General features: G+C 62.5%; 18 protein-coding genes. 4 read left to right on the top strand and 14 right to left on the bottom strand.

Annotated elements, in window-relative coordinates:
- Nucleotides 1–20: 20 nt before the first annotated feature.
- The 6 genes from BLW08_RS11320 to BLW08_RS11295 all read right to left on the bottom strand — a co-directional run bounded on the left by BLW08_RS11320 (nucleotide 21) and on the right by BLW08_RS11295 (nucleotide 9,675).
- A complete protein-coding gene (locus BLW08_RS11320; protein WP_091325118.1) occupies nucleotides 21–581 on the bottom strand; it encodes a hypothetical protein in 561 nt (186 codons plus the stop codon).
- On the bottom strand, nucleotides 578–1,147 hold the full coding sequence (locus tag BLW08_RS11315) for a DUF402 domain-containing protein (RefSeq protein WP_091325117.1): 570 nt from the start codon (nucleotides 1,145–1,147) through the stop codon (nucleotides 578–580). Before BLW08_RS11315 ends, BLW08_RS11320 begins: the two co-directional genes overlap by 4 nt.
- Entirely contained in the window at nucleotides 1,144–3,117 is a 1,974-nt protein-coding gene (gene dxs / locus BLW08_RS11310) for a 1-deoxy-D-xylulose-5-phosphate synthase (protein WP_090825421.1), read from the bottom strand. Before dxs ends, BLW08_RS11315 begins: the two co-directional genes overlap by 4 nt.
- A gap of 177 nt (nucleotides 3,118–3,294) precedes the next feature.
- On the bottom strand, nucleotides 3,295–6,102 hold the full coding sequence (acnA, locus tag BLW08_RS11305; protein WP_090825423.1) for an aconitate hydratase AcnA: 2,808 nt from the start codon (nucleotides 6,100–6,102) through the stop codon (nucleotides 3,295–3,297).
- A gap of 232 nt (nucleotides 6,103–6,334) precedes the next feature.
- Nucleotides 6,335–7,702: a class I SAM-dependent RNA methyltransferase gene (locus tag BLW08_RS11300; protein WP_091325114.1), complete on the bottom strand. Its 1,368-nt coding sequence runs from the start codon at nucleotides 7,700–7,702 to the stop codon at nucleotides 6,335–6,337.
- On the bottom strand, nucleotides 7,699–9,675 hold the full coding sequence (locus BLW08_RS11295; protein ID WP_090825427.1) for an APC family permease: 1,977 nt from the start codon (nucleotides 9,673–9,675) through the stop codon (nucleotides 7,699–7,701). The genes BLW08_RS11300 and BLW08_RS11295 overlap by 4 nt, the downstream gene beginning before the upstream one ends.
- A 114-nt stretch (nucleotides 9,676–9,789) precedes the next feature.
- On the opposite strand from BLW08_RS11295, the gene BLW08_RS11290 reads away from it, so the two are divergent.
- Nucleotides 9,790–10,461, top strand: a complete 672-nt coding sequence (locus BLW08_RS11290) for a potassium channel family protein (protein WP_090825500.1) — start codon at nucleotides 9,790–9,792, stop codon at nucleotides 10,459–10,461.
- Nucleotides 10,461–11,198, top strand: a complete 738-nt coding sequence (locus BLW08_RS11285; RefSeq protein ID WP_091325112.1) for a potassium channel family protein — start codon at nucleotides 10,461–10,463, stop codon at nucleotides 11,196–11,198. Before BLW08_RS11290 ends, BLW08_RS11285 begins: the two co-directional genes overlap by 1 nt.
- Here BLW08_RS11285 and BLW08_RS11280 read toward each other — a convergent pair.
- The 4 genes from BLW08_RS11280 to dut form a co-directional block, all read right to left on the bottom strand.
- Nucleotides 11,165–11,947, bottom strand: coding sequence for a DUF3159 domain-containing protein (locus BLW08_RS11280; RefSeq protein WP_091325110.1), 783 nt, complete (start codon nucleotides 11,945–11,947; stop codon nucleotides 11,165–11,167). The two genes, BLW08_RS11285 and BLW08_RS11280, sit on opposite strands and share 34 nt — an antisense overlap.
- A complete protein-coding gene (locus BLW08_RS11275) occupies nucleotides 11,944–12,210 on the bottom strand; it encodes a hypothetical protein (protein ID WP_090825502.1) in 267 nt (88 codons plus the stop codon). The genes BLW08_RS11280 and BLW08_RS11275 overlap by 4 nt, the downstream gene beginning before the upstream one ends.
- A 103-nt stretch (nucleotides 12,211–12,313) precedes the next feature.
- The gene (locus BLW08_RS11270) at nucleotides 12,314–13,060 is read right to left on the bottom strand and encodes a DUF3710 domain-containing protein (RefSeq protein WP_091325109.1); all 747 of its coding nucleotides are present in this window, start codon (nucleotides 13,058–13,060) and stop codon (nucleotides 12,314–12,316) included.
- A 110-nt stretch (nucleotides 13,061–13,170) separates the two neighbouring features.
- Entirely contained in the window at nucleotides 13,171–13,710 is a 540-nt protein-coding gene (dut, locus tag BLW08_RS11265) for a dUTP diphosphatase (protein WP_091325107.1), read from the bottom strand.
- Nucleotides 13,711–13,813: 103 nt separating this feature from the next.
- On the opposite strand from dut, the gene BLW08_RS11260 reads away from it, so the two are divergent.
- Complete coding sequence (locus BLW08_RS11260) at nucleotides 13,814–14,308, top strand: DUF3093 domain-containing protein (RefSeq protein ID WP_090825437.1); 495 nt, start codon at nucleotides 13,814–13,816, stop codon at nucleotides 14,306–14,308.
- Between the two features lie 20 nt (nucleotides 14,309–14,328).
- Here the strand turns inward: BLW08_RS11260 and BLW08_RS11255 are convergent, their stop codons facing one another.
- Nucleotides 14,329–14,628, bottom strand: coding sequence for a DUF4193 domain-containing protein (locus BLW08_RS11255; protein ID WP_090825439.1), 300 nt, complete (start codon nucleotides 14,626–14,628; stop codon nucleotides 14,329–14,331).
- 290 nt (nucleotides 14,629–14,918) lie between these two features.
- Here BLW08_RS11255 and sepH point away from each other — a divergent pair, with 290 nt between their 5' ends.
- The gene (sepH, locus tag BLW08_RS11250; protein WP_091325105.1) at nucleotides 14,919–16,247 is read left to right on the top strand and encodes a septation protein SepH; all 1,329 of its coding nucleotides are present in this window, start codon (nucleotides 14,919–14,921) and stop codon (nucleotides 16,245–16,247) included.
- Nucleotides 16,248–16,262: 15 nt separating this feature from the next.
- Here the strand turns inward: sepH and BLW08_RS11245 are convergent, their stop codons facing one another.
- Genes BLW08_RS11245 through BLW08_RS11235 form a run of 3 tightly spaced genes read right to left on the bottom strand, consistent with a single transcriptional unit; the run spans nucleotide 16,263 to nucleotide 18,911 of the window.
- Nucleotides 16,263–16,967 carry a thymidine kinase gene (locus BLW08_RS11245; protein ID WP_091325103.1) on the bottom strand — a complete coding sequence of 235 codons (705 nt, stop codon included), beginning with the start codon at nucleotides 16,965–16,967 and terminating at the stop codon, nucleotides 16,263–16,265.
- Nucleotides 16,960–18,189 carry an alkaline phosphatase family protein gene (locus BLW08_RS11240; RefSeq protein WP_091325102.1) on the bottom strand — a complete coding sequence of 410 codons (1,230 nt, stop codon included), beginning with the start codon at nucleotides 18,187–18,189 and terminating at the stop codon, nucleotides 16,960–16,962. The genes BLW08_RS11245 and BLW08_RS11240 overlap by 8 nt, the downstream gene beginning before the upstream one ends.
- Nucleotides 18,186–18,911, bottom strand: a complete 726-nt coding sequence (locus BLW08_RS11235; protein ID WP_090825446.1) for a DUF5998 family protein — start codon at nucleotides 18,909–18,911, stop codon at nucleotides 18,186–18,188. The genes BLW08_RS11240 and BLW08_RS11235 overlap by 4 nt, the downstream gene beginning before the upstream one ends.
- Between the last annotated feature and the right edge of the window lie 25 nt (nucleotides 18,912–18,936).

Raw genomic sequence — 18,936 nt, 5'->3', positions numbered from 1 at the left:
CTGGACGTGATGGGTGCTACTTAGAGAGTAAAGCCCACACCCTGCTTGGGCGAGTGCTTCACCTTGAACGCCGTGGGCTCACCATGGGGTGCTGCTGCCACTGTGAGTTTGGTAAAGTCCAGATCCTCGCCACGAACGCAGATCTTGATGGCGTTCACAGCCTTGTTGACGTCCGGGCAGAGGCAGAAGATATTCAGGTGCCCGTTCCCAATCTCCGAACGGTCCACGATCCCCAGGCCACGCCACGCCAATTCGCCGGTCAGCGCAGCTTTTGCTTTGCGCTCAAGGTGCCGGTCGCGCTCGGTTCCGTCCTTGGTCTTGAGGGCGATCTGCGCCACCACCCAGAATTGATCTGACTCGGGGATTTCCGCATATCCGTCTTCTTCACACTGTGCGGCGAAGGCAACCATGAGTCCTTCCACCGATGAGTCATCCTCGACGCTTGTTTCGTCTGTTGTGCTTTGGTGCCCAACGACGCCGTGATTGATCACGAATTGCTGGTCTTCGTCGTCGTACCAGGCTTCCCGGAAGTGAAGAACCTCGTCCTCGTCCCGCTTGTACGTACGGATGATGCCGCTCATGCCCGTCCTTTCCTGAACCACTCAGCGCTGGTGCTGTTGGTGCCGGTGATGTCGAATGGTGCTGTCATTGTGTCCACTGCCTCGAAAAGGGCTGCACATTCTGCCCGCATACTGTCCACCATCGCCTGGGGATAGCCCATGGCCACCTGGTGTTCTTCAAACTCGTCTTCGTCATCAACAAACACCCCGTGCTGGGTGGAGCGGATAACGTCCAGGTCCATGTCGATCATGTGGAACTCTGTGACGCCTGGTCTGATGGACTTCCATGCATGCTCTGTGGCGAGATCAACATAGATCCTGAAGTCGCCGGGATACGAATCGTCGTAGAACGTGGCAACGAACTCACCCGCGCGCGGGACCAGCAGGATGGCATCTGAGGCCGTGTAGAAGGCCGCCCCTGGACGGGAACAGAACTCCCCCGCGCCTTGGAAGATCCACCAACCATGGATGTCTTCGCCAAGATAGGTACCGGGCACCACCCAGTGTGCAGTCCCGTTCCATTTCCTGTTTCTCGACACCACAAGATCGCCGGGCTGCAAGTCGCCCGGTCCGCTACCGGCACTCACAACGTGGGCAGACTGCCGGTGGTGGGGTGCTCCTGGCCCGGCAGGGGCCTGGCAAAGGGGACCTTTGTACCCAAAACCTGGGCTACGACGTCGTGAGTTATTTTCTGGGCGGTCAGTCCAACCCGCTCCAGGACCTGGCTGCGGGAGCCGTGGACCAGGAACTCGACAGGCAGGCCGACTTCGTTCAGCGCGGTATCAACGCCCGCGGCGCGCATTTCCTGCCGGATCCGGGAACCGACGCCGCCGGCCCGGACACCATCCTCGATGCAGATCACCAGACGGTGGCGTGCGGCCAGGGCAATGATCGATTTCCGGACAGGGAGGACCCACCGCGGGTCCACCACTGTTGAACTGATGCCTTGGGCGCCCAAACGGCCCGCCACATCCAAGGCGAGCTCGGACATGGCACCGACGCTGACAATCAGGACGTCGTTCTCAGTGGAACCTTCAGGTCGCCGGGCCAGGATGTCCACGCCGTCGTGGAGCCGCTCGATGGCGTCCACCTCTGAGCCGACGCTGCCCTTGGAGAAGCGCACCACGGTGGGAGCATCGTTGATGGCCACGGCCTCGCGCAGTTCCTCGCGGAGCCGGGTGGCATCGCGTGGGGCTGCCAAATGCAGGCCAGGCACGATCTGGACCATGGCCATGTCCCACATACCGTGATGGCTGGGGCCGTCCGGACCGGTGACGCCGGCACGGTCCAGGACGATGGTGACACCGGCCTTGTGCAAGGCCACATCCATGAGGAGCTGGTCGAAGGCCCTGTTCAGGAACGTGGCGTAGACCGCCACCACAGGGTGGAGCCCACCGAAGGCCATGCCCGCAGCGGACGTGAGGGCGTGTTGCTCTGCGATACCAACATCGATGACACGCTCCGGATGACGCTCTGCGAACTTGTGCAGCCCGACGGGAATAAGCATGGCGCCGGTGATGCCCACGATGTCGGGGCGATCATCAGCAATGTCGGCAATTTCCTCGGCGAACACCGATGTCCAGGACCTGGCACCTGGCATCTCCGTGGACTCGCCCGTTTCGGGGTCGATGATGCCCACGGCGTGGAACTGGTCTGCTTCGTTGGCCAGTGCCGGAGCGTAGCCATGGCCCTTCTCCGTCATAGCGTGCACAATAACCGGACCACCATAGGCCTTGGCCGTGCTGAGTGCATGTTCCATGGCCTGGAGGTTGTGCCCGTCCACCGGGCCGATGTATTTCATACCCAGGTCCTCAAACATGCCCTGGGGAGCCCACCAGTCCTTGATGCCCTTTTTCATGGCGTGGAGACTCTTGTAGGTGAACTGACCGGCCGGACCGCCGTTCTGGAGCTTCTTCTTCCACCAGTCCAGCATTCCCTCGTAGGCCGGAGCCGTCCGCAGGGAGTCGATGGTGGGCCGGAGCGACGCGAGGTAGTCGGCAAAACCGCCGACGGTAGGGGCATAGGAACGCCCGTTGTCATTGACCACGATCACCACGCGACGCCGCTTGTCAGCGGCAATGTTGTTAATGGCTTCCCACGTCATGCCACCGGTCAGCGCACCGTCACCAACAACCGCGACGACGAACCGGTCACCTTCGCCGGTGAGCTGACGGGCGCGGGAGATTCCGTCAGCCCAGGACAGCGACGAGGAAGCATGTGAACTCTCCACAATGTCATGCTCCGATTCAGCCCGGTCCGGATATCCGGAGAGTCCGCCTTGCTGGCGGAGCGTGCTGAAGTCCTGGCGCCCTGTGAGGAGTTTGTGCACATAGGACTGGTGCCCGGTGTCGAACACGATGCTGTCCCGTGGCGACTCAAAGCTGCGGTGGACGGCAAGCGTGAGTTCAACGACGCCAAGATTCGGGCCGAGGTGACCACCCGTCGCGGCTACGTTGGTGATCAGGAATGCCCTGATTTCTCCGGCCAGTTCTTCCAGCTCTGTGCTGGACAGTTTGGCCAGGTCCTGTGGATCCTTGACGGTTTCCAAAAGTCCCAACGGCCCTCCTTAGGGTGAATGACGTGCTTGTTAACTTTAGCGCGTGCCCGAGGCACGCGCGTTTCCCACTCCCGCGATCCGGCAGCGGCAAATCCCCGGACGCCAACAGCCCCGGCTGGTCAGGCGACCAGCCGGGGCTGTCTGGCAAACGGAGTCAGCTGGAATCCAGCTGCTTCGCTATGCGGAGATCTGGCGCAGAACGTACTGCAGGATGCCACCGTTGCGGTAGTAATCCGCTTCACCCGGGGTATCGATGCGCAGAACGGCGTCGAAGGACTTGGCAGTGCCGTCCTCAGCCGTGGCCGTCACCTTGAGCGTCTTCGGCGTGGTGCCGTTGTTCAGCTCGGTGACGCCTTCAACAGCGAACGTCTCGGTACCGGTGAGGCCCAGCGTGGCCGCGGACTCACCTGCGGGGAACTGCAGCGGAAGGACGCCCATGCCAATCAGGTTGGAGCGGTGGATGCGCTCGTAGCTTTCGGCGACGACGGCCTTGACACCCAGGAGCGCAGTACCCTTGGCTGCCCAGTCACGGGAGGAACCGGAACCGTACTCTTTGCCTGCCAGGACTACCAGCGGGGTGCCGGCTGCCTGGTAGTTCTGAGCGGCATCGTAGACGTAGGCCTGCGGTGCGCCTTCCTGGCTGAAGTCGCGGGTGAAGCCACCCTCCACGCCGTCCAGGAGCTGGTTCTTGATGCGGATGTTGGCGAACGTACCGCGGATCATGACTTCGTGGTTGCCACGGCGTGAGCCGTAGGAGTTGAAGTCCTTGCGCTCCACACCGTTGGCCAGGAGGTACTGGCCCGCGGGGGTATCCGACTTGAAGGAGCCTGCCGGGGAGATGTGGTCCGTGGTGACGGAGTCGCCAAGCTTCAGGAGCACGCGGGCGCCGGCAATGTCCTTGACAGGGTCCGGCTGCGCCTTCATGCCCTCAAAGTACGGGGGCTTCCGAACGTAGGTGGAATCCTCGGCCCAGGCGAAGGTATCGCCTGCAGGGGTGTCGAGTGCCTTCCAGCGGTCGTCGCCGTCGAAGACGCCCTCGTAACCCTTGGCGAACATGGCTTCGTCGATGGAGGAGTCAATGACTTCCTGCACCTCCGTGGGGTTCGGCCAAATGTCCTTGAGGAAGACCTCGTTGCCTTCGGAGTCCGTGCCCAGGGCATCGGTATCGAAGTCGAAGTCCATGGAACCGGCCAGGGCGTAGGCGATGACCAGCGGCGGCGAAGCCAGGTAGTTCATCTTGACGTCCGGGTTGATGCGGCCCTCGAAGTTGCGGTTACCCGAAAGGACTGCGGTGACGGAGAGGTCGTTGGCCTGGATTGCCTCGGAAATTTCCGGCTCAAGCGGGCCGGAGTTACCGATGCAGGTGGCGCAGCCATAGCCCACGATGTAGAAGCCGAGCTTCTCCAGGTAGGGGGTAAGGCCGGACTTCTCGTAGTAGTCTGTGACGACCTTCGAGCCCGGGGCCACGGAGGTCTTGACCCACGGCTTGGAGGTGAGGCCCTTATCCACGGCATTGCGTGCCAGGAGAGCTGCAGCCAACATCACCGACGGGTTGGACGTGTTGGTGCAGGACGTGATCGACGCGATCGACACAGCACCGTGGTCCAGCTCAAACTCGCGGCCGTCAGCGGTGGTTACCTTGACGGGCGACGACGGACGGCCGTTCGCACCGTTGGCGGCCGATACAACCCGGCTCGTCTCCGTGGTGTGCGAATCGGCGTGCGTGAAGGACGGTGAATCGGAAGCGGGGAAGGACTCGTCCAGGGATTCGTCCACGCTGCCGTCTTCGATGGAGACGTAGTTGTGGATGTCCTTGCGGAACTGTTCCTTTGCATCCGTGAGCTCGATGCGGTCCTGCGGACGCTTCGGGCCGGAGATGGACGGAACAACCGTGGAAAGGTCCAGTTCCAGGAACTCGGAGAAGCGCAGTTCACGGGAGGGATCGTGCCAGAGACCCTGTTCCTTGGTGTATGCCTCCACAAGGGCGACATTTTCCTCGGAACGGCCGGTCAGGCGCAGGTAGTCAAGTGTGACGTCATCGATCGGGAACATGGCAGCGGTGGAACCGAATTCCGGGCTCATGTTGCCGATGGTGGCGCGGTTGGCCAGCGGCACAGCCGCGACACCCTCACCGTAGAACTCCACGAACTTGCCAACCACACCGTGCTTACGCAGCATTTCGGTGATGGTGAGGACCACGTCCGTGGCGGTGGCGCCGGCCGGGATGCTGCCGTTGAGCTTGAAGCCGACAACGCGGGGAATCAGCATGGAAACAGGCTGGCCGAGCATTGCTGCCTCGGCTTCAATTCCGCCAACGCCCCAGCCCAGGATGCCCAGGCCGTTGACCATGGTGGTGTGCGAGTCGGTGCCAACACAGGTGTCAGGGTATGCGCGGACAACGCCGTCTACCTCACGGGTCATGACGGTGCGCGCCAGGTACTCGATGTTGACCTGGTGGACGATGCCGGTTCCCGGGGGAACAACCTTGAAGTCATCGAATGCGGTCTGGCCCCAGCGAAGGAACTGGTAGCGCTCACCATTGCGCTGGTACTCGATCTCCATGTTGCGCTCCAGTGCGCCGGAGTTACCGAAGGCGTCGATCTGGACGGAGTGGTCGATGACCATTTCTGCCGGCGCCAACGGGTTGACGCGCTTGGGGTCGCCGCCAAGTTCCTTGACAGCTTCGCGCATGGTGGCGAGGTCAACGACGCAGGGAACGCCAGTGAAGTCCTGCATGATGACTCGTGCCGGGGTGAACTGGATTTCCGTGTCGGGCTCCGCATTGGGATCCCAACCGGCCAGGGCGCGGACATGGTCCGCCGTAATATTGGCGCCATCCTCAGTCCGCAGGAGGTTTTCAAGCAATACCTTAAGGCTGAACGGAAGGCTGTCGGCGCCTTCTACGGAGTTCAACCGGAAAATTTCATAATCGGTGCCGGCTACATTCAGTACGCCTTTGGAACCGAAGCTGTCCACAGTGCTCATGGCAGGACTCCTCTCGCAACAGTTTCATCTTTGTCGCGTGGTTGGCCGCTAGCCAGTTAGGCGGACCTTACTTAGCCGGGCGGCATCTCTCTTGGTCACCCCGGACCGCGACGATGATTCCTGCGGAGCGGGACTACTACGCCCCATCGTAGTGGCATATATCGCAGGAGGGGCAGGCGTCGCCCCAAGCAGGGCCCGCCCGCCCCTTTCCAGCGGGCGGGCGATACCTGGGCTATGAGGCAGGGACTATGAGGCCCACCGTTTCAAGGTGATGCGTGTTGGGGTACAGATCGAAAGCGCGCAGAGACTCCAGCCGCCACCCACCCTGCTGGAAGTAACCCAGATCACGGGCAAACGAGGCTGGATCGCAGGACACATAGGCAATTGCGCGGGGTCCGGCGGCCATCATCTGCTTGACCACTGCCTTGCCTGCTCCGGCGCGTGGTGGGTCCAGGACCAAAGAGTCGAAGTTTCGCGGCCTCTGGTGGAGTACGCGTTCCACACGCCCCTGGACGATTTCCACCTGGGGTTCGCCATGAAGGTTCTTGCGGGCGTCCCGGCTGGTGCCAGGCGCTCCTTCCACAGAAAGAACCGAGCCGGTAACTCCTACGGCGTCGGCCAGGGATGCCGTAAACAGGCCTGCACCGGCGTAGAGGTCGGCGACGGCAGCACCCGGCTGCAAGTACCCACCGCCCGAAAGATAGTCCGTTACAACGCCCACCAGTGTGTCCGGCGCGTCCTTGTGAATCTGCCAGAACCCTTCGCCGGTGACGCGATACTCATGGCCGGCAGCAGTCTCCTGCACCCACGTCCTGCCCCGCAATTGCAGGACCTCGCCCTTCGAAGGGTCAAAGCTCGCCACGGAGACGTCGTGCGGCAATTGCGAAAGGATGCTGTGCAGCCTCTTGGGACTCGTCGACTCTTCCGGAGCCAGGAGAATCAAGGGCCTAGAACCGTTGGCAGGCACAGCAACCTCGACGCGCGCGATTCCCGAAAGGTCCAGGTCCCACAGTTTGAGTTCATTCAACCCCGGGAGAGCCAAGGGCATCTCCTTGATGGGAAGCACCACATCGGAGCGGTGTGCGTGCATGCCCAACCGACCCTTGGAGGTCACTGCAAAGCTGGCGCGCGTACGCCAGCCGAGTCCGTCGTCGTGGTTGTCACCCACTGCCTCCACCTCGGTGGTGCGCTGGAGCCCCGCCAGACGCTGAAGTTGTTCCGCCAGTACCTCAGCCTTCAACGAGCGTTGCCTCTGCAGCGAAATGTGTCCGAGCTCGGCACCGCCAACAGGCGGCCCGCCACGGCTCCAGGACCCCAGGGAGTCTGCAGGCTTCCAGAAGTGTGGGATGCGGTCGGGCGAGCCTTCCAGGACCTCGACGACGTCGGCACGCCAGAAGCGTGACGACTCACCGGAGTCGGTCAACCGGATGCGGACCTTCTCCCCCGGGATGGCGTGCCGAACGAAGATGACTCGGCCTTCATGCCGTGCCACGAAGTGTCCGCCATGGGCGATCGGGCCAACGTCGACCACGAGGTCAGTGCCGGGAGTGCCCTGAAGGCTGCTGGGTTCGGCGAGCGGGGAATTGTTGTGGGGGGTCATTGGGTATCCTGCAGTGCCTTTGCTTCTTCGGACGACTTCAGCTGCCACGGAACGCTGGCAACCATGACTCCAGGTTCAAAGTGGAGCCTCGTCTTGATTCTGAGTGCTGTCTGGTTGTGGACCAGCTGTTCCCACCATTTGCCCACCACATACTCGGGGATGTAGACCACGATCAGGTCCCGCGGTGAGTCACGGCGCATGTTCTTGATGTAGTCCATGATGGGAGTTACGGTCTCGCGGTAGGGACTGGCCAATACGGTAAGGGGAACCGGAATCTCCAGTTTCTCCCAGTCCCTGACGGTGTGTTCTGTCTCCTCGGAGTTGATGTCAACTGTCACCGCATCCAGGCGGGAAGGACGCGATGCCCGCGCATAGGCCAGCGCCCTCAACACCGGCTTGCGGACGTGTGAAACAAGGAGCACGGCGTGGACGCGGGTTGGCAGCGCACGGGGAGATGAGTCCTCATCCACCGCCAGTTCCCTGGCCACATTGTCATAGTGGGCGCGGATGCTCCACATGATGAGGAAAAGAACGAACATCGCCAGCAGGGCGATCCAGGCACCCTGCTCGAATTTGGTGATCAGGACGATGACCAGGACCAGTGCCGTCATGCCGAAGCCCAACATGTTGATGGTGCGCGATTTGAAGATGCGCCGGCGGACAGCCTTGTCCTTGGCCAATTTCAATTCGCGCCCCCAGTGGCGGATCATTCCGAGCTGGCTGGCCGTAAACGAAATGAAAACGCCCACGATGTAGAGCTGGATCAGCTTGGTGACATCGGCGTTGAACGACAGGATCAGGACCAGTGCACCAGCCGCCAATGCCAGGACGCCGTTGCTGAAGGCCAGCCTGTCGCCCCGCGTGCGCAGTTGGCGGGGAAGGTAGCCGTCCTGGGCGAGGATGGAGCCAAGCACCGGGAAGCCATTGAAGGCAGTGTTGGAGGCGAACACCAGGATGACGCCGGTGGCAGCAACCACCACATAAAAGAGGATGGAGCCGGACCCAAAGATGGTGTCGGCTATCTGGCTGATGGCAGGAGTCTGGATGTACCCCTCCGGAAGCGGCTTGCCGTCCACCAGGAACTCCCGCGCCGGGTCCAGGACGATGTGCACTTTTGTAGCGTTGGCCAGATAGAGAATTCCGGCGAGCATCGATGCGGCAATAACTCCGAGCAGCAGCAACGTGGTGGCTGCATTCTTGCTCTTCGGCTTCTGGAAATTGGGCACGCCGTTACTGATGGCTTCAACACCGGTCAAGGCAGCGGCACCCGAGGAAAAGGCCCGGAGAAGCAGGAATGCGCCCGCCAACCCTACCAGGCCCTCATCAAATCCAGGCTCCGGCACAATGGTGAAGTTCGCGGAAGGCGCCTCCCCCAGGGTTCCTGTGATCGCCTGGAAAATGCCCACGCCGGTCATGCCCAGGATGGACGCCATAAAGATGTACGTGGGGATTGCGAAAACCGTCCCGGCTTCTTTAACACCCCGAAGGTTGACCAGGGCAAGGATGATGACGCCCACCGTAGCGATCAACGCCTGTTGTCCATGAAGGGACGGGATGGCGGTGGTGAGGTAGGTGGCGGCCGAGGACATCGACACTGCGACGGTGAGGACATAGTCCACCAGCAGGGCGGACGCTACAGTCAGACCGGCATATTTGCCCAGGTTGACGTTGGCAATTTCGTAGTCACCGCCGCCTGACGGGTAGGCGTGGACGTTCTGACGGTAGGAAGCCACCACTGTGAGCAAGACCACCATGACGGCAAGGCCCACCAACGGGGAGAATGCCACAGCGCTCACTCCGGCGAGGGCGAGTGTCAGTAAGATTTCGTCCGGGGCATAGGCCACTGAGGAAAGGGCGTCCGAAGCAAAGATCGGCAGGGCGATGCGCTTGGGCAACAAGGTATGGGACAGGCGGTCGTTCCGGACCGGCCTGCCCACCAATACGCGCTTCGCAGCATTCAGAATTGTCAGCACTCCGCAAAGCTACTCTGAATCCCCAGCGATGTCATGACGGTTGTCGCAGGCTTACCCCGGCCGCAAAGGTAAAGTCATACCGAGCGGGACGGACGACAGACAAAAGGAGACATGGTGGCTCACTTCGTGATCATGGGTTGCGGCCGTGTTGGCGCAACCTTGGCACACACTTTGGAGGATGCGGGCCATTCGGTCGCCATCATCGACCAGGACGAGCGGGCGTTCCGCCGGTTGCGCAACACCTTTACCGGACGCAAGGTCACTGGCGTCGGATTTGACCGGGACACCCTCAAGCAGGCCGGCGTGGAAGAGGCGTACGCTTTCGCCGCCGTCTCCAGTGGAGACAACTCGAACATCCTGGCCACCCGTGTAGCGCGCGAGACATTCCACGTTGCCCACGTGGTGGCACGCATTTACGATCCCGGCCGCGCCGAAATCTACCAGCGCCTCGGTATACCCACTGTTGCGGCGGTGCGCTGGAGTGCTGACCAGGTTCTCCGCCGGATTCTTCCTGAGCAACATTTGGCCGGCGACTACCGCGAGCCATCAGGCCGCCTTGTGTTGGCCGAAGTGGACCTGCATGAGGGCTGGATCGGACACAGCCTGCATTCCATCGAGGCGGCCTCAGGCATCCGCATCGCGTTTCTCACACGGTTCGGCGAGGGCCTGCTCCCGGAAGAGGGCACCGCCTATCAGGAGGGCGACACCGTTCATGCGATGTTGAGCCTGGAGCGCTCGTCCGAGATCAGCCGAATCCTCGCCAAAGCACCCGCCAAGGAGTCTTAGTGAAAGTTGTCATCGTCGGAGCAGGCAGCGTGGGCTCGTCTATTGCCCGTGAGCTTCTTGCCCACAAGCACCAGATCCTGCTGATCGATCTGAAGCCCGAGGTCATCGGACGCAGCGGGCTGCGGGGTGCCCGCTGGTTGGTGGGAGACGCCTGCGAACTCAGCACCCTCCAGGACGCAAAACTTGAGGATGCCGACGTCGTGGTTTCCGCCACTGGTGACGACAAGGTCAACTTGGTGGTGTCGCTGCTCGCCAAGACGGAGTTCGGAGTGGGGCGCACCGTTGGACGCGTCAACAACCCCAAAAATGACTGGATGTTCAACGATTCCTGGGGTGTCGATGTTGCCGTCAACACACCGCAGCTCATGACGGCGCTCGTGGAAGAGGCCGTTGAGATCGGCGACATTGTGCGCCTGCTGACCCTGCAGACGGGTGTGGCATCCATAGTGGAGTTCACCGTTCCGCATGACTCACACGTCATTGGCAGCACCGTGGGCGGGATCGACTGGCCGGAGGACTCCACCTTGGTTGCCATTCTGCGGGACCAGGCTCCCATCACGCCCACCCGTGATGACGTCCTGGACGGCGGTGACGAACTCTTCTTCGTCACCACCATTGCGGCGGAGGACGGCCTGCGGGCCCTCTTGTCACCAGCGTCAGATGACGGGAACGAAACCCGCGAGAGTGTTTCGGACGTGGCCGATCAGTCTGCTGAGGACGACGGCTTCGACGGCTGAGGGGCCGGCTTGGTGACCAGCCAAGCCACCCAGAGGCCCAGAATGTAAAGCGGGGCCCCCATCAGCAACCTGGTGGTAGCCAGTGCTGTGAGTCCAGGCTCGCCCATGAAATACAGGGGCACCTGCACCACCAGGCGCAATCCAAGCACGGCCACCACGATCCACGTACCCAACTTGTAGGCCCGGAGCCTTTCCGGGTCCTTTCGCCACTCAAGTCCCTCGTTGCGCACGAAACCAAAGAGCAGTCCGGCGACCGGCCATTTAAGGGCGATGGAGAGCACCATGGCAGCGATGTAGGCCATGTTGGTGAAGAAGCCCAGCACATAGAAATCCTCGGCTTTGCCGGTGGTGTTCGCCAACCAGGCAGAAATGCCAACGCCCACCACGCCGGCCAGCGCCTGCGTCAAGGGGCGGCGTTGGATGAGCCTGACCACGGTGAAAACCGCGGCAGCAACCAAAGCAGCGATGAGGGCAGGCGTCAGGTCGCGCGTGACGGTGAATGCCACCAGGAACACCAGGCCCGGGACAATGCTCTCGGCGATGCCTTGCACTCCACCTGCCGATTTGAGCATGTCCACGTGACCGGCACTGTTCCTGTGAAGGCCCGCTTTCTCGGCATAACCGGCAGCAAGATCCGACATGCTGGGTCCGTCCGCGGCGGATTTCGCCGGAACAGTTATCGGTGATTCATCACTTTGGGGCGTCACATGCCCGGTGTCGTTTGGTTCTGATCCGTTGGCCACGGTTATAGGTGCTCCTGACGGGAAAGTATTTCGTAGCGTGGATTGAACATGGCCGGAAGGCCGTCGAGCTGGGTCACCATGCCCTCGAGGCGAAGCTGCACCCCGGCCTCGATGCCCGGAACGCGGGTCCTGCCCAGCCAGATCACGCGGAGGCGGTCAAAGGGCTTCCTGGCTCCCCCGGCCCCGGCCCCTGGCTGGGTTCCGGGCCGCAAGGCATCCACCACCACAGCGGAGAAGAACGGTTGTTCGCTGGGCGGCTGGTGAGTCACGGATTCGATGAACCCTGTGCATACCGCCCTGCCCCGGCCCGGCAGATCCCTTACGCCCTGCGCCTGGTGCTCTTGGCCGGCCCCTCCGCTGAGGCCCGAAGTGTCAGCCAATCTGGGTGATCTCCGGCCCTCGCTCCGGCTGCTGCATTTCCGGGGCTGCCTGCGGGGCGCCGGCTTGTCCGGGCACTGCTGCGTCCTTGGGGAGGCGGAGCTGCAGGAGTTCGCGCGGAGGCATCGGATTGTCGCCACGTACCACCACAACCCGGCGGAAGAGTTCCTCCAGGCCTGCTGCGGCTTCCCGCTCAAGAGCAGCCTGCCCTCCCAGCACACCGCGGAGGAACCAGCGGGGACCGTCAACACCCATGAAACGGGCCGCACGGAACCCACGGCTGCCATCCGCAGCTTCTGCTGGCAGCTTGGCCACCAATTCAGTGCCGAACGAGCCGGTAATCTCCTCGGTCTCGCCACCTTGGCTCGACACGGATTCCGTGATCTGTTCCCGGATCTCGTCCCACAAACCCTCGGATCGTGGAGCTGCAAAGGCCTGGAGCTGCAAGCTGGAACCCTCGAGGTCCATGGTTACGGCAACCACCCGCTGGGTGGCCTCTTCCACTTCGAGCCTCAGCTGGAGACCTTCGGCCGGAGCAATCAGCAGCGCACCGAGGTCAACATAGCCTTCACGGCTTTCGATCTCATCGATATCCAAGGGGCCCTTGCCCAACCGGAAGTCACCCCGCGTGCCGGCTGCTTCGCCGGCCTCCGGGTCTTGCGCCGCCGCACCGGATTCCTCAACGGTACCGGCGGTTTCCGACCGCTCGTCCTTGGACTTTTTGCCGCGCCCAAAAAGCATTGGGTTTTCTCCTTAGTAGTGGTCTATCCCCAAGTAAACCGCAACCACGCTGAACAACGGCAATGCAGCAGCCATTCAGTCAGCACTGCATGCCGGGTTCGGTAGTTTGCTCAGGCCTTCGTTACATTGAAGCCGCCCGTGGACCCGAACCCGCCGGTGCCCCGAACGGATTCGGACAGCTGGTCAACAGCCACGAACCGCGCGTATTCAACGCGCTGAATCACCATTTGGGCAATTCTATCGCCGCGCTTGAGGTCGATGGCATGGTTTTGGTCCGTGTTCAGCAGCGTCACCGCGATTTCGCCACGGTAGCCTGCGTCAACAGTGCCGGGAGCGTTGACGACGGTGAGACCATGCTTGGTGGCGAGCCCCGACCGGGGGTGGATGAGTGCCACGAATCCGTCTGGCAGGGCGATGGATACGCCCGTGGGAACCAGCTTCCTCTCGCCCGGGGCAAGGTGCACGTCCTCACGGGCTCGAAGATCAGCACCGGCGTCTCCCGGGTGCGCGTATGACGGTGCTTCCAGCCCGGCGTCGAGCATTTTCAGCTCCACCTCCAAGGTTGGTGCACCGTAAGCTGCGGTGGTGTCGCTGCCGTCCGCAGTGGCGGGGGCGGCATCTGAATTGAAAACTGCGGTCTCATTGCTCACAGTGGTCCATTCTACGGGGACAGCAAAGCCAGCCCCTGGCAGGTCCGCGGACAACGGTGCCCACTGGACGCAACGGCACTCCCCTGACCGATAAGCTGGACCCATGCCTACGTCTGACCAGTCTTCGCCCACTCCTGCCCGGAACTCCTCCTCGGCCGGGGTGGTGTACACAGAAAAGCTGTGGCCCTCCGTGTGGATCTGGATCGTGGTGGTAGGCCTGTCCGGCGCGGGCATCCTGATGTTTGGCCCCATCAGCGCTGCCACCGGCATCATCGCAGCTCTGGTGCTGCTGGCCATCATGACCACCATGTTGGTTCTCTCCACGCCAACAATCACTGTGACGTCCGATACCGTTCGGGTGGGCAGGGCGAGCATCGACCGTAAGTTCGTCGGTACCGTCCAGGCGTTCAAGAAAGCCGAGGCAACGGCAGAACGGGGTCCCCGACTGAATGGCCTCGCCTACATGTGCTTCCGTGGTTGGATCGATCCGGTGGTCAAGATTGAGATCACCGACCCCGCAGACCGCACGCCGTATTGGCTGGCGTCGTCGCGCAGGCCGGACGAACTCGTGTCGGCACTGACCACCACGCGCAGCTAAAGGCCGCCAACAAAAGCGGCCTAGCTCTCGCACTCAGTGCAATACAGGTGGCCGTTCCGCTCGGCCGCGATTTGAGACCTGTGCTTGACCAGGAAACAGTTGAAGCACGTAAACTCATCCGCCTGGGCCGGCATGACCTGAATAAGGAGTTCTTCTCCTGAAAGATCAGCCCCGGGCAATTCGAAGCCGTCGGCAAGCTCGGTCTCATCCACGTCCACAGCAGAGGATTGCTTCCCCGACTGGCGCGTCTTGAGCTCCTCAAGGGAATCCTCGCTGGCGTCTTCCTCGGTTTTGCGAGGGGCATCGTAATCGGTGGCCATGGTCCTTCTCAGTCCTCCATACCTGCTGCGGGTGGGATCGCCCGGTCTCGCGGATATATCTACTGCCGGTGTAAGGGTGCAACGTTGGGCACCCCGGTTTTGTGCCCGATATCGGGCAGATTGTCCTCCCCCCAACCCCGGAAGTCCATACCCGCGATCTTTGCCCGAAAGTAGCTGGCATTCGGCCGGTTTCGTCGGAATATCACGGCACGCCCTTGCTCCTAGTAGGAAAAGGGCCCGCCGGGTGGCAGAGTTTCGAATGTCAGTTATGCCATGTGGTGGAGGGTGTTATGCAGGATCTACGACTGGTAGGCGTCCACGACGACGGCGGGCATCTGCTCTTGAGCGGCCCGGGCGGTGCGATGTTCCAGCTTCCGATCGACGAAGCCCTCAGGGCAGCGGCGAGCCGGACCCCTGCCCAAGTGGCCGCGCGCGCCTCCAATGCACCTATCGCCATGTCCCCCAGGGACATTCAGTCCAGGATCCGCAGCGGCGCCACCGCAGCAGAAGTCGCGGAGCTCTCCGGCCTTCCCCTTGCCAACGTCCAGCGGTACGAGGGTCCAGTCCTGGCAGAGCGTGAGTACGTCGCCCGGCAGGCACGGGCCATCGAGGTCGCATCTCCCGTACCTGGCCACGACACCTATCGTTCGGCTTTTGGCGACAATCCGGCCACGCTGGGCGACATGGTGGATCACAGGCTTTCGGCCCACGGCATAGATTCCTCCACCGTCGAGTGGGATTCGTGGCGCCGCCAGGACGGTTCCTGGACCGTCGTCGCACGCTTCGAAACCGTGCCGGGCACCCAGGGCAGCATCGGCGAAGAGCCTCCCGCCATGTGGACGTTCAGCCCCCAGCGCAAGTCGCTGCAGAATGCCAACCGGTGGGCACAGCAACTCAGTGAACTGGAGCCCTTGGACGGCCCCGTGCCGGCACGAAGGCTTGCCGCTGTCTCCGACCGGCCTTTCGACTTTGAAAGCGATGCCGACACAGCCGCGCGGGCCGCAGCCAAGGAATCGGACAGCCTCTTGGAAATGCTCCGGTCGCGGCGCGGTCAGCGCCTGGGCGTGGACGAGGACGGGGATGACGCGTTGGCTGTCCTCCTCAGCAACGTACCCGCTGCCCACCCGCGGCCCGGCGAGGACGTTGCTGACGATCCGCAGGAAACGGCGGCAGCCGATCCGGAGCCCACGCCTCAGGCCGATGAACCCGCCCGCAAGGACGGACGCCCCTCCATGCTGTCGCGTTTGAGCCTGGCGCCGAGGCACGTCGAATCCCATGACGACGACGATTCACTCAAGCTCCATAACGGCGTCAGCACTGAGACGCGGGAAATCACAGTGGTGGCCAGTCCCCTGCGCCCCGTTACATCGCTGGCCGGTCGCAAGCCGGCGGGGCTTGACGAACTCCTCGGTGGCAGCAGCACTCCCCGGGCCGAGGACGAGTCCCCGCGCGACGAGTCCTTCAACGAGAACCACGGAGAAAAGCCCACCGCTGAGGACGCCAAGGATGCCGGGGCTCCCAAGGACGCAGATGCTCCGGCGGAGCGGCAACCGTCGCGGCCCAAGAGGTCCAGCATCCCCAGCTGGGACGAGATCGTCTTTGGGGCCCGCGGAGACTAATTCCGTGGCGAAGCTCTACTGACGGTGGAGTTCGCCCGCGCCGGGCCAGAGGCAGGCGTCAATGTCGAAGGGAAGCGGTTGGTCCGCTCCCGCCATCAAATTGGCTCCATGCGCCGTGACGCGTCGCATGTAATGGCGGCGGCACAGTGTCTCGTAACCCACCACTCCCGCAAACGGAGCATCGTCCGTGGGAGCGACATCGCCCACCATCACTTGCTCGCCCTCCACTACCATGATGCCGTTCAGCGTGCGGGCGTTCTGTGTTGCCCGGCGTCCGCACCAGCACAAAGCTTCGACCTGCAAAACCTGCACCCTGTCGGCGAGCTCGATCAGCCGCTGCGAACCTGGGAACAGCCTGGTACGGAAGTCCGACGTAATGCCAAACGCGAAGACATCCACGTCCATCTCATCAACAACCCGAGCCAGCTGCTCCACTTGGAGCGGCGAGTAGAACTGTGCCTCGTCACAGATGAGATAGTCCACACGAAGTCCACTGGTACGCCGAACCACCACTTCGTCCCAGAAATCGGTGTGGTCTTCCACCTCCACCGCGTCGGTTTGAAGGCCCAGCCTGCTGGAGATGGTGGAATCCCCGGCCCGGTCGTTGCAGCTGAAGCGAACGCCGCCCCGGCCCCGCGCACGGTGGTTGTGGTCCATCTGGAGAGCCAAGGTGGACTTGCCGCAGTCCATGGTGCCTGAAAAGAAGACCAGCTCAGCCACGTTTGCCCTTCCTGCCGGCAGCGGCGAAGCACAGCAGTGGAACCTCACGCTCGGCCTTCGTCAGCGAACCGTGCTGGCCCACTACCTCCAAGGATGCCGGGCGGGCACGGCGGGTGTCGTAGAGTGCCAGGGTGTCGCGGGCGGCAATCATGACATCGCCAATCCGGGGAGCGACCTCCGGACGCACCGTGCCGAACAAGCCTGCTTCCACGGCCTCGTCCCGGCTGAAAGCCCAGATCCGTTCGCCGAAACGCCGACGCCAGGCAGCAAGGAGTGATTCGCGGTGCGAATCGGTGGCATCCGGTTCAAGGTAGAGGTGCACCATCCTCGGCTCCCCCGCGGTGTGCCGGACACCGGCCACCAGCGATTCATCAGCGGAGTAGTCGATCCGCTGGGATTCGGGAACGTCCAGCATTCCGTGGTCGCCTGTCAGCAGAATGGTGGTTCCTGCGGGCAACGTTGCCGAGAGCCTCTTCACCGTGGAATCGAGTTCTTCGAGTTGGTGTTCCCAACGGTCCGACTGGCAACCGTAGCGGTGGCCCGCTTTGTCGAGCTCGTTGACGTAAAAGTACATCAAGGACCGGCCGCCACCGGACATCGCTTCTGCAGCTGCGGCAGTCCGCGCATGGAGAGTGGTGCCGCCCACGAAGCGGCTGCCCCGCAGTGCAGCCTGGGTCATCGGGGAATTGCCGAATTGGGGCAAGCTCACGGTCACAACGTCCAGCTCGGAGGCCAGACGTTCAAAGACTGTTGCATGAGGCTGCCATTGCGCAGGGTCCACCTGCGGATCCCAGTTGCCTAAGAGGTTAACTACCTTGTCCTGCGCGGGATCGAGGACGTCGTATCCCACCATGCCGTGCTGTCCCGCGGGCAAGCCTGTGCCAAGACTCGCGAGCGAAGCCGCCGTGGTGCTGGGGAACGCCGAATCGATCCACTGCGGCACGCTCCTCTGCCCGCCGGCAAGAACCGACCGGATGAACGGCGTATGGGAGGCCTTTTGCTTCAGCAGGCTCCGGCCCAGACCATCCGCCAGGATCACACAGACACGCTGGGCTGACGGCAAGCTGAGGTGGTTGGTGAATCCTGGAATCCCCAGGGAGGCGGCGGAACTCGTGAAGACTTCAGCGATCGACTTGCTCCCGAAGAGAGGGGGCGAAGGGAGGTCGGCAGCGTGCCTCGTCCCGCTTGGAGCGTCGTTCTGGTTCTGTGCAGCGTCCCTCAACGCTGGTGTCCGCGGCTCAGGCGGTTGCTGAAGACGCCCGAACGAGGCCTTGGAGCGGGAATGCTTGCATGCTGGACCGGGCCGGGATTTCCTGTATTGACAGCACGCAGCGCACGCGCAAACAACTTGGCGTCCTGCACGGCCTGCAGCCCGTCCGCCTCGGCGCTGATACGCAAGACGATGTCTTCCTGGGCGATGGTTCCGCTGTAGCCGTGGTCTGCCTCGCATTGGGGATCCCCACAGCTGGCGGGGCCCATATCCAACCGTTGCCCGCCGGACCAGGCGATGGAAACCGTCAGTTCCCGAACGGGATCCGACGGCTTGTAGTCCTGCGGCTGCGAATACATGTAACTGAGGACCACGGAGCGGATTTGGGCAACCGGCACAGATTCCGTAGAGATCTGAGCAACGATCTGCTCACCGGCTTCGTCCAACTGCTGGTCATCAACGTGGGTTATTACCAGCATGTCCTCCGTGAGAACCAGCACAGTGATGTGCCTGCGGACCTCGGCACGGTCGAAGTGCGTTTCCAAGTGCACCAAGTGCGACAGGCACTCCCTGCCATCCAGCGCATCGTCCACGACGTCTGCAACCAACCGCGGGTAGAAACCTGCCTGCTGCAAAGCCTGGTCCAGGCTCTGTCCCTGCGAGCTATGGTTGTGCGAGGTGTGGTGCCCGGTGTTGGACGGGCGTGATTGAGGCGTCGGAGACTGGGTGCTCATTCCCCCATTTTCACAGATCGCTTGG

Origin of the sequence: Arthrobacter sp. cf158 (genome assembly GCF_900106835.1) — a bacterium.
Classification (GTDB): Bacteria; Actinomycetota; Actinomycetes; order Actinomycetales; family Micrococcaceae; genus Arthrobacter.
This window is presented reverse-complemented; position numbering and strand designations above follow the sequence as displayed.

Bases quoted from the DNA above. Each gene is read 5' to 3' on its own strand.
- BLW08_RS11320 (WP_091325118.1), bottom strand. From the start codon at position 581: ATGAGCGGCATCATCCGTACGTACAAGCGGGACGAGGACGAGGTTCTT.
- acnA (WP_090825423.1), bottom strand. From the start codon at position 6,102: ATGAGCACTGTGGACAGCTTCGGTTCCAAAGGCGTACTGAATGTAGCC.
- BLW08_RS11300 (WP_091325114.1), bottom strand. From the start codon at position 7,702: ATGACCCCCCACAACAATTCCCCGCTCGCCGAACCCAGCAGCCTTCAG.
- BLW08_RS11270 (WP_091325109.1), bottom strand. From the start codon at position 13,060: ATGCTTTTTGGGCGCGGCAAAAAGTCCAAGGACGAGCGGTCGGAAACC.
- BLW08_RS11260 (WP_090825437.1), top strand. From the start codon at position 13,814: ATGCCTACGTCTGACCAGTCTTCGCCCACTCCTGCCCGGAACTCCTCC.
- BLW08_RS11255 (WP_090825439.1), bottom strand. From the start codon at position 14,628: ATGGCCACCGATTACGATGCCCCTCGCAAAACCGAGGAAGACGCCAGC.
- sepH (WP_091325105.1), top strand. From the start codon at position 14,919: ATGCAGGATCTACGACTGGTAGGCGTCCACGACGACGGCGGGCATCTG.
- BLW08_RS11235 (WP_090825446.1), bottom strand. From the start codon at position 18,911: ATGAGCACCCAGTCTCCGACGCCTCAATCACGCCCGTCCAACACCGGG.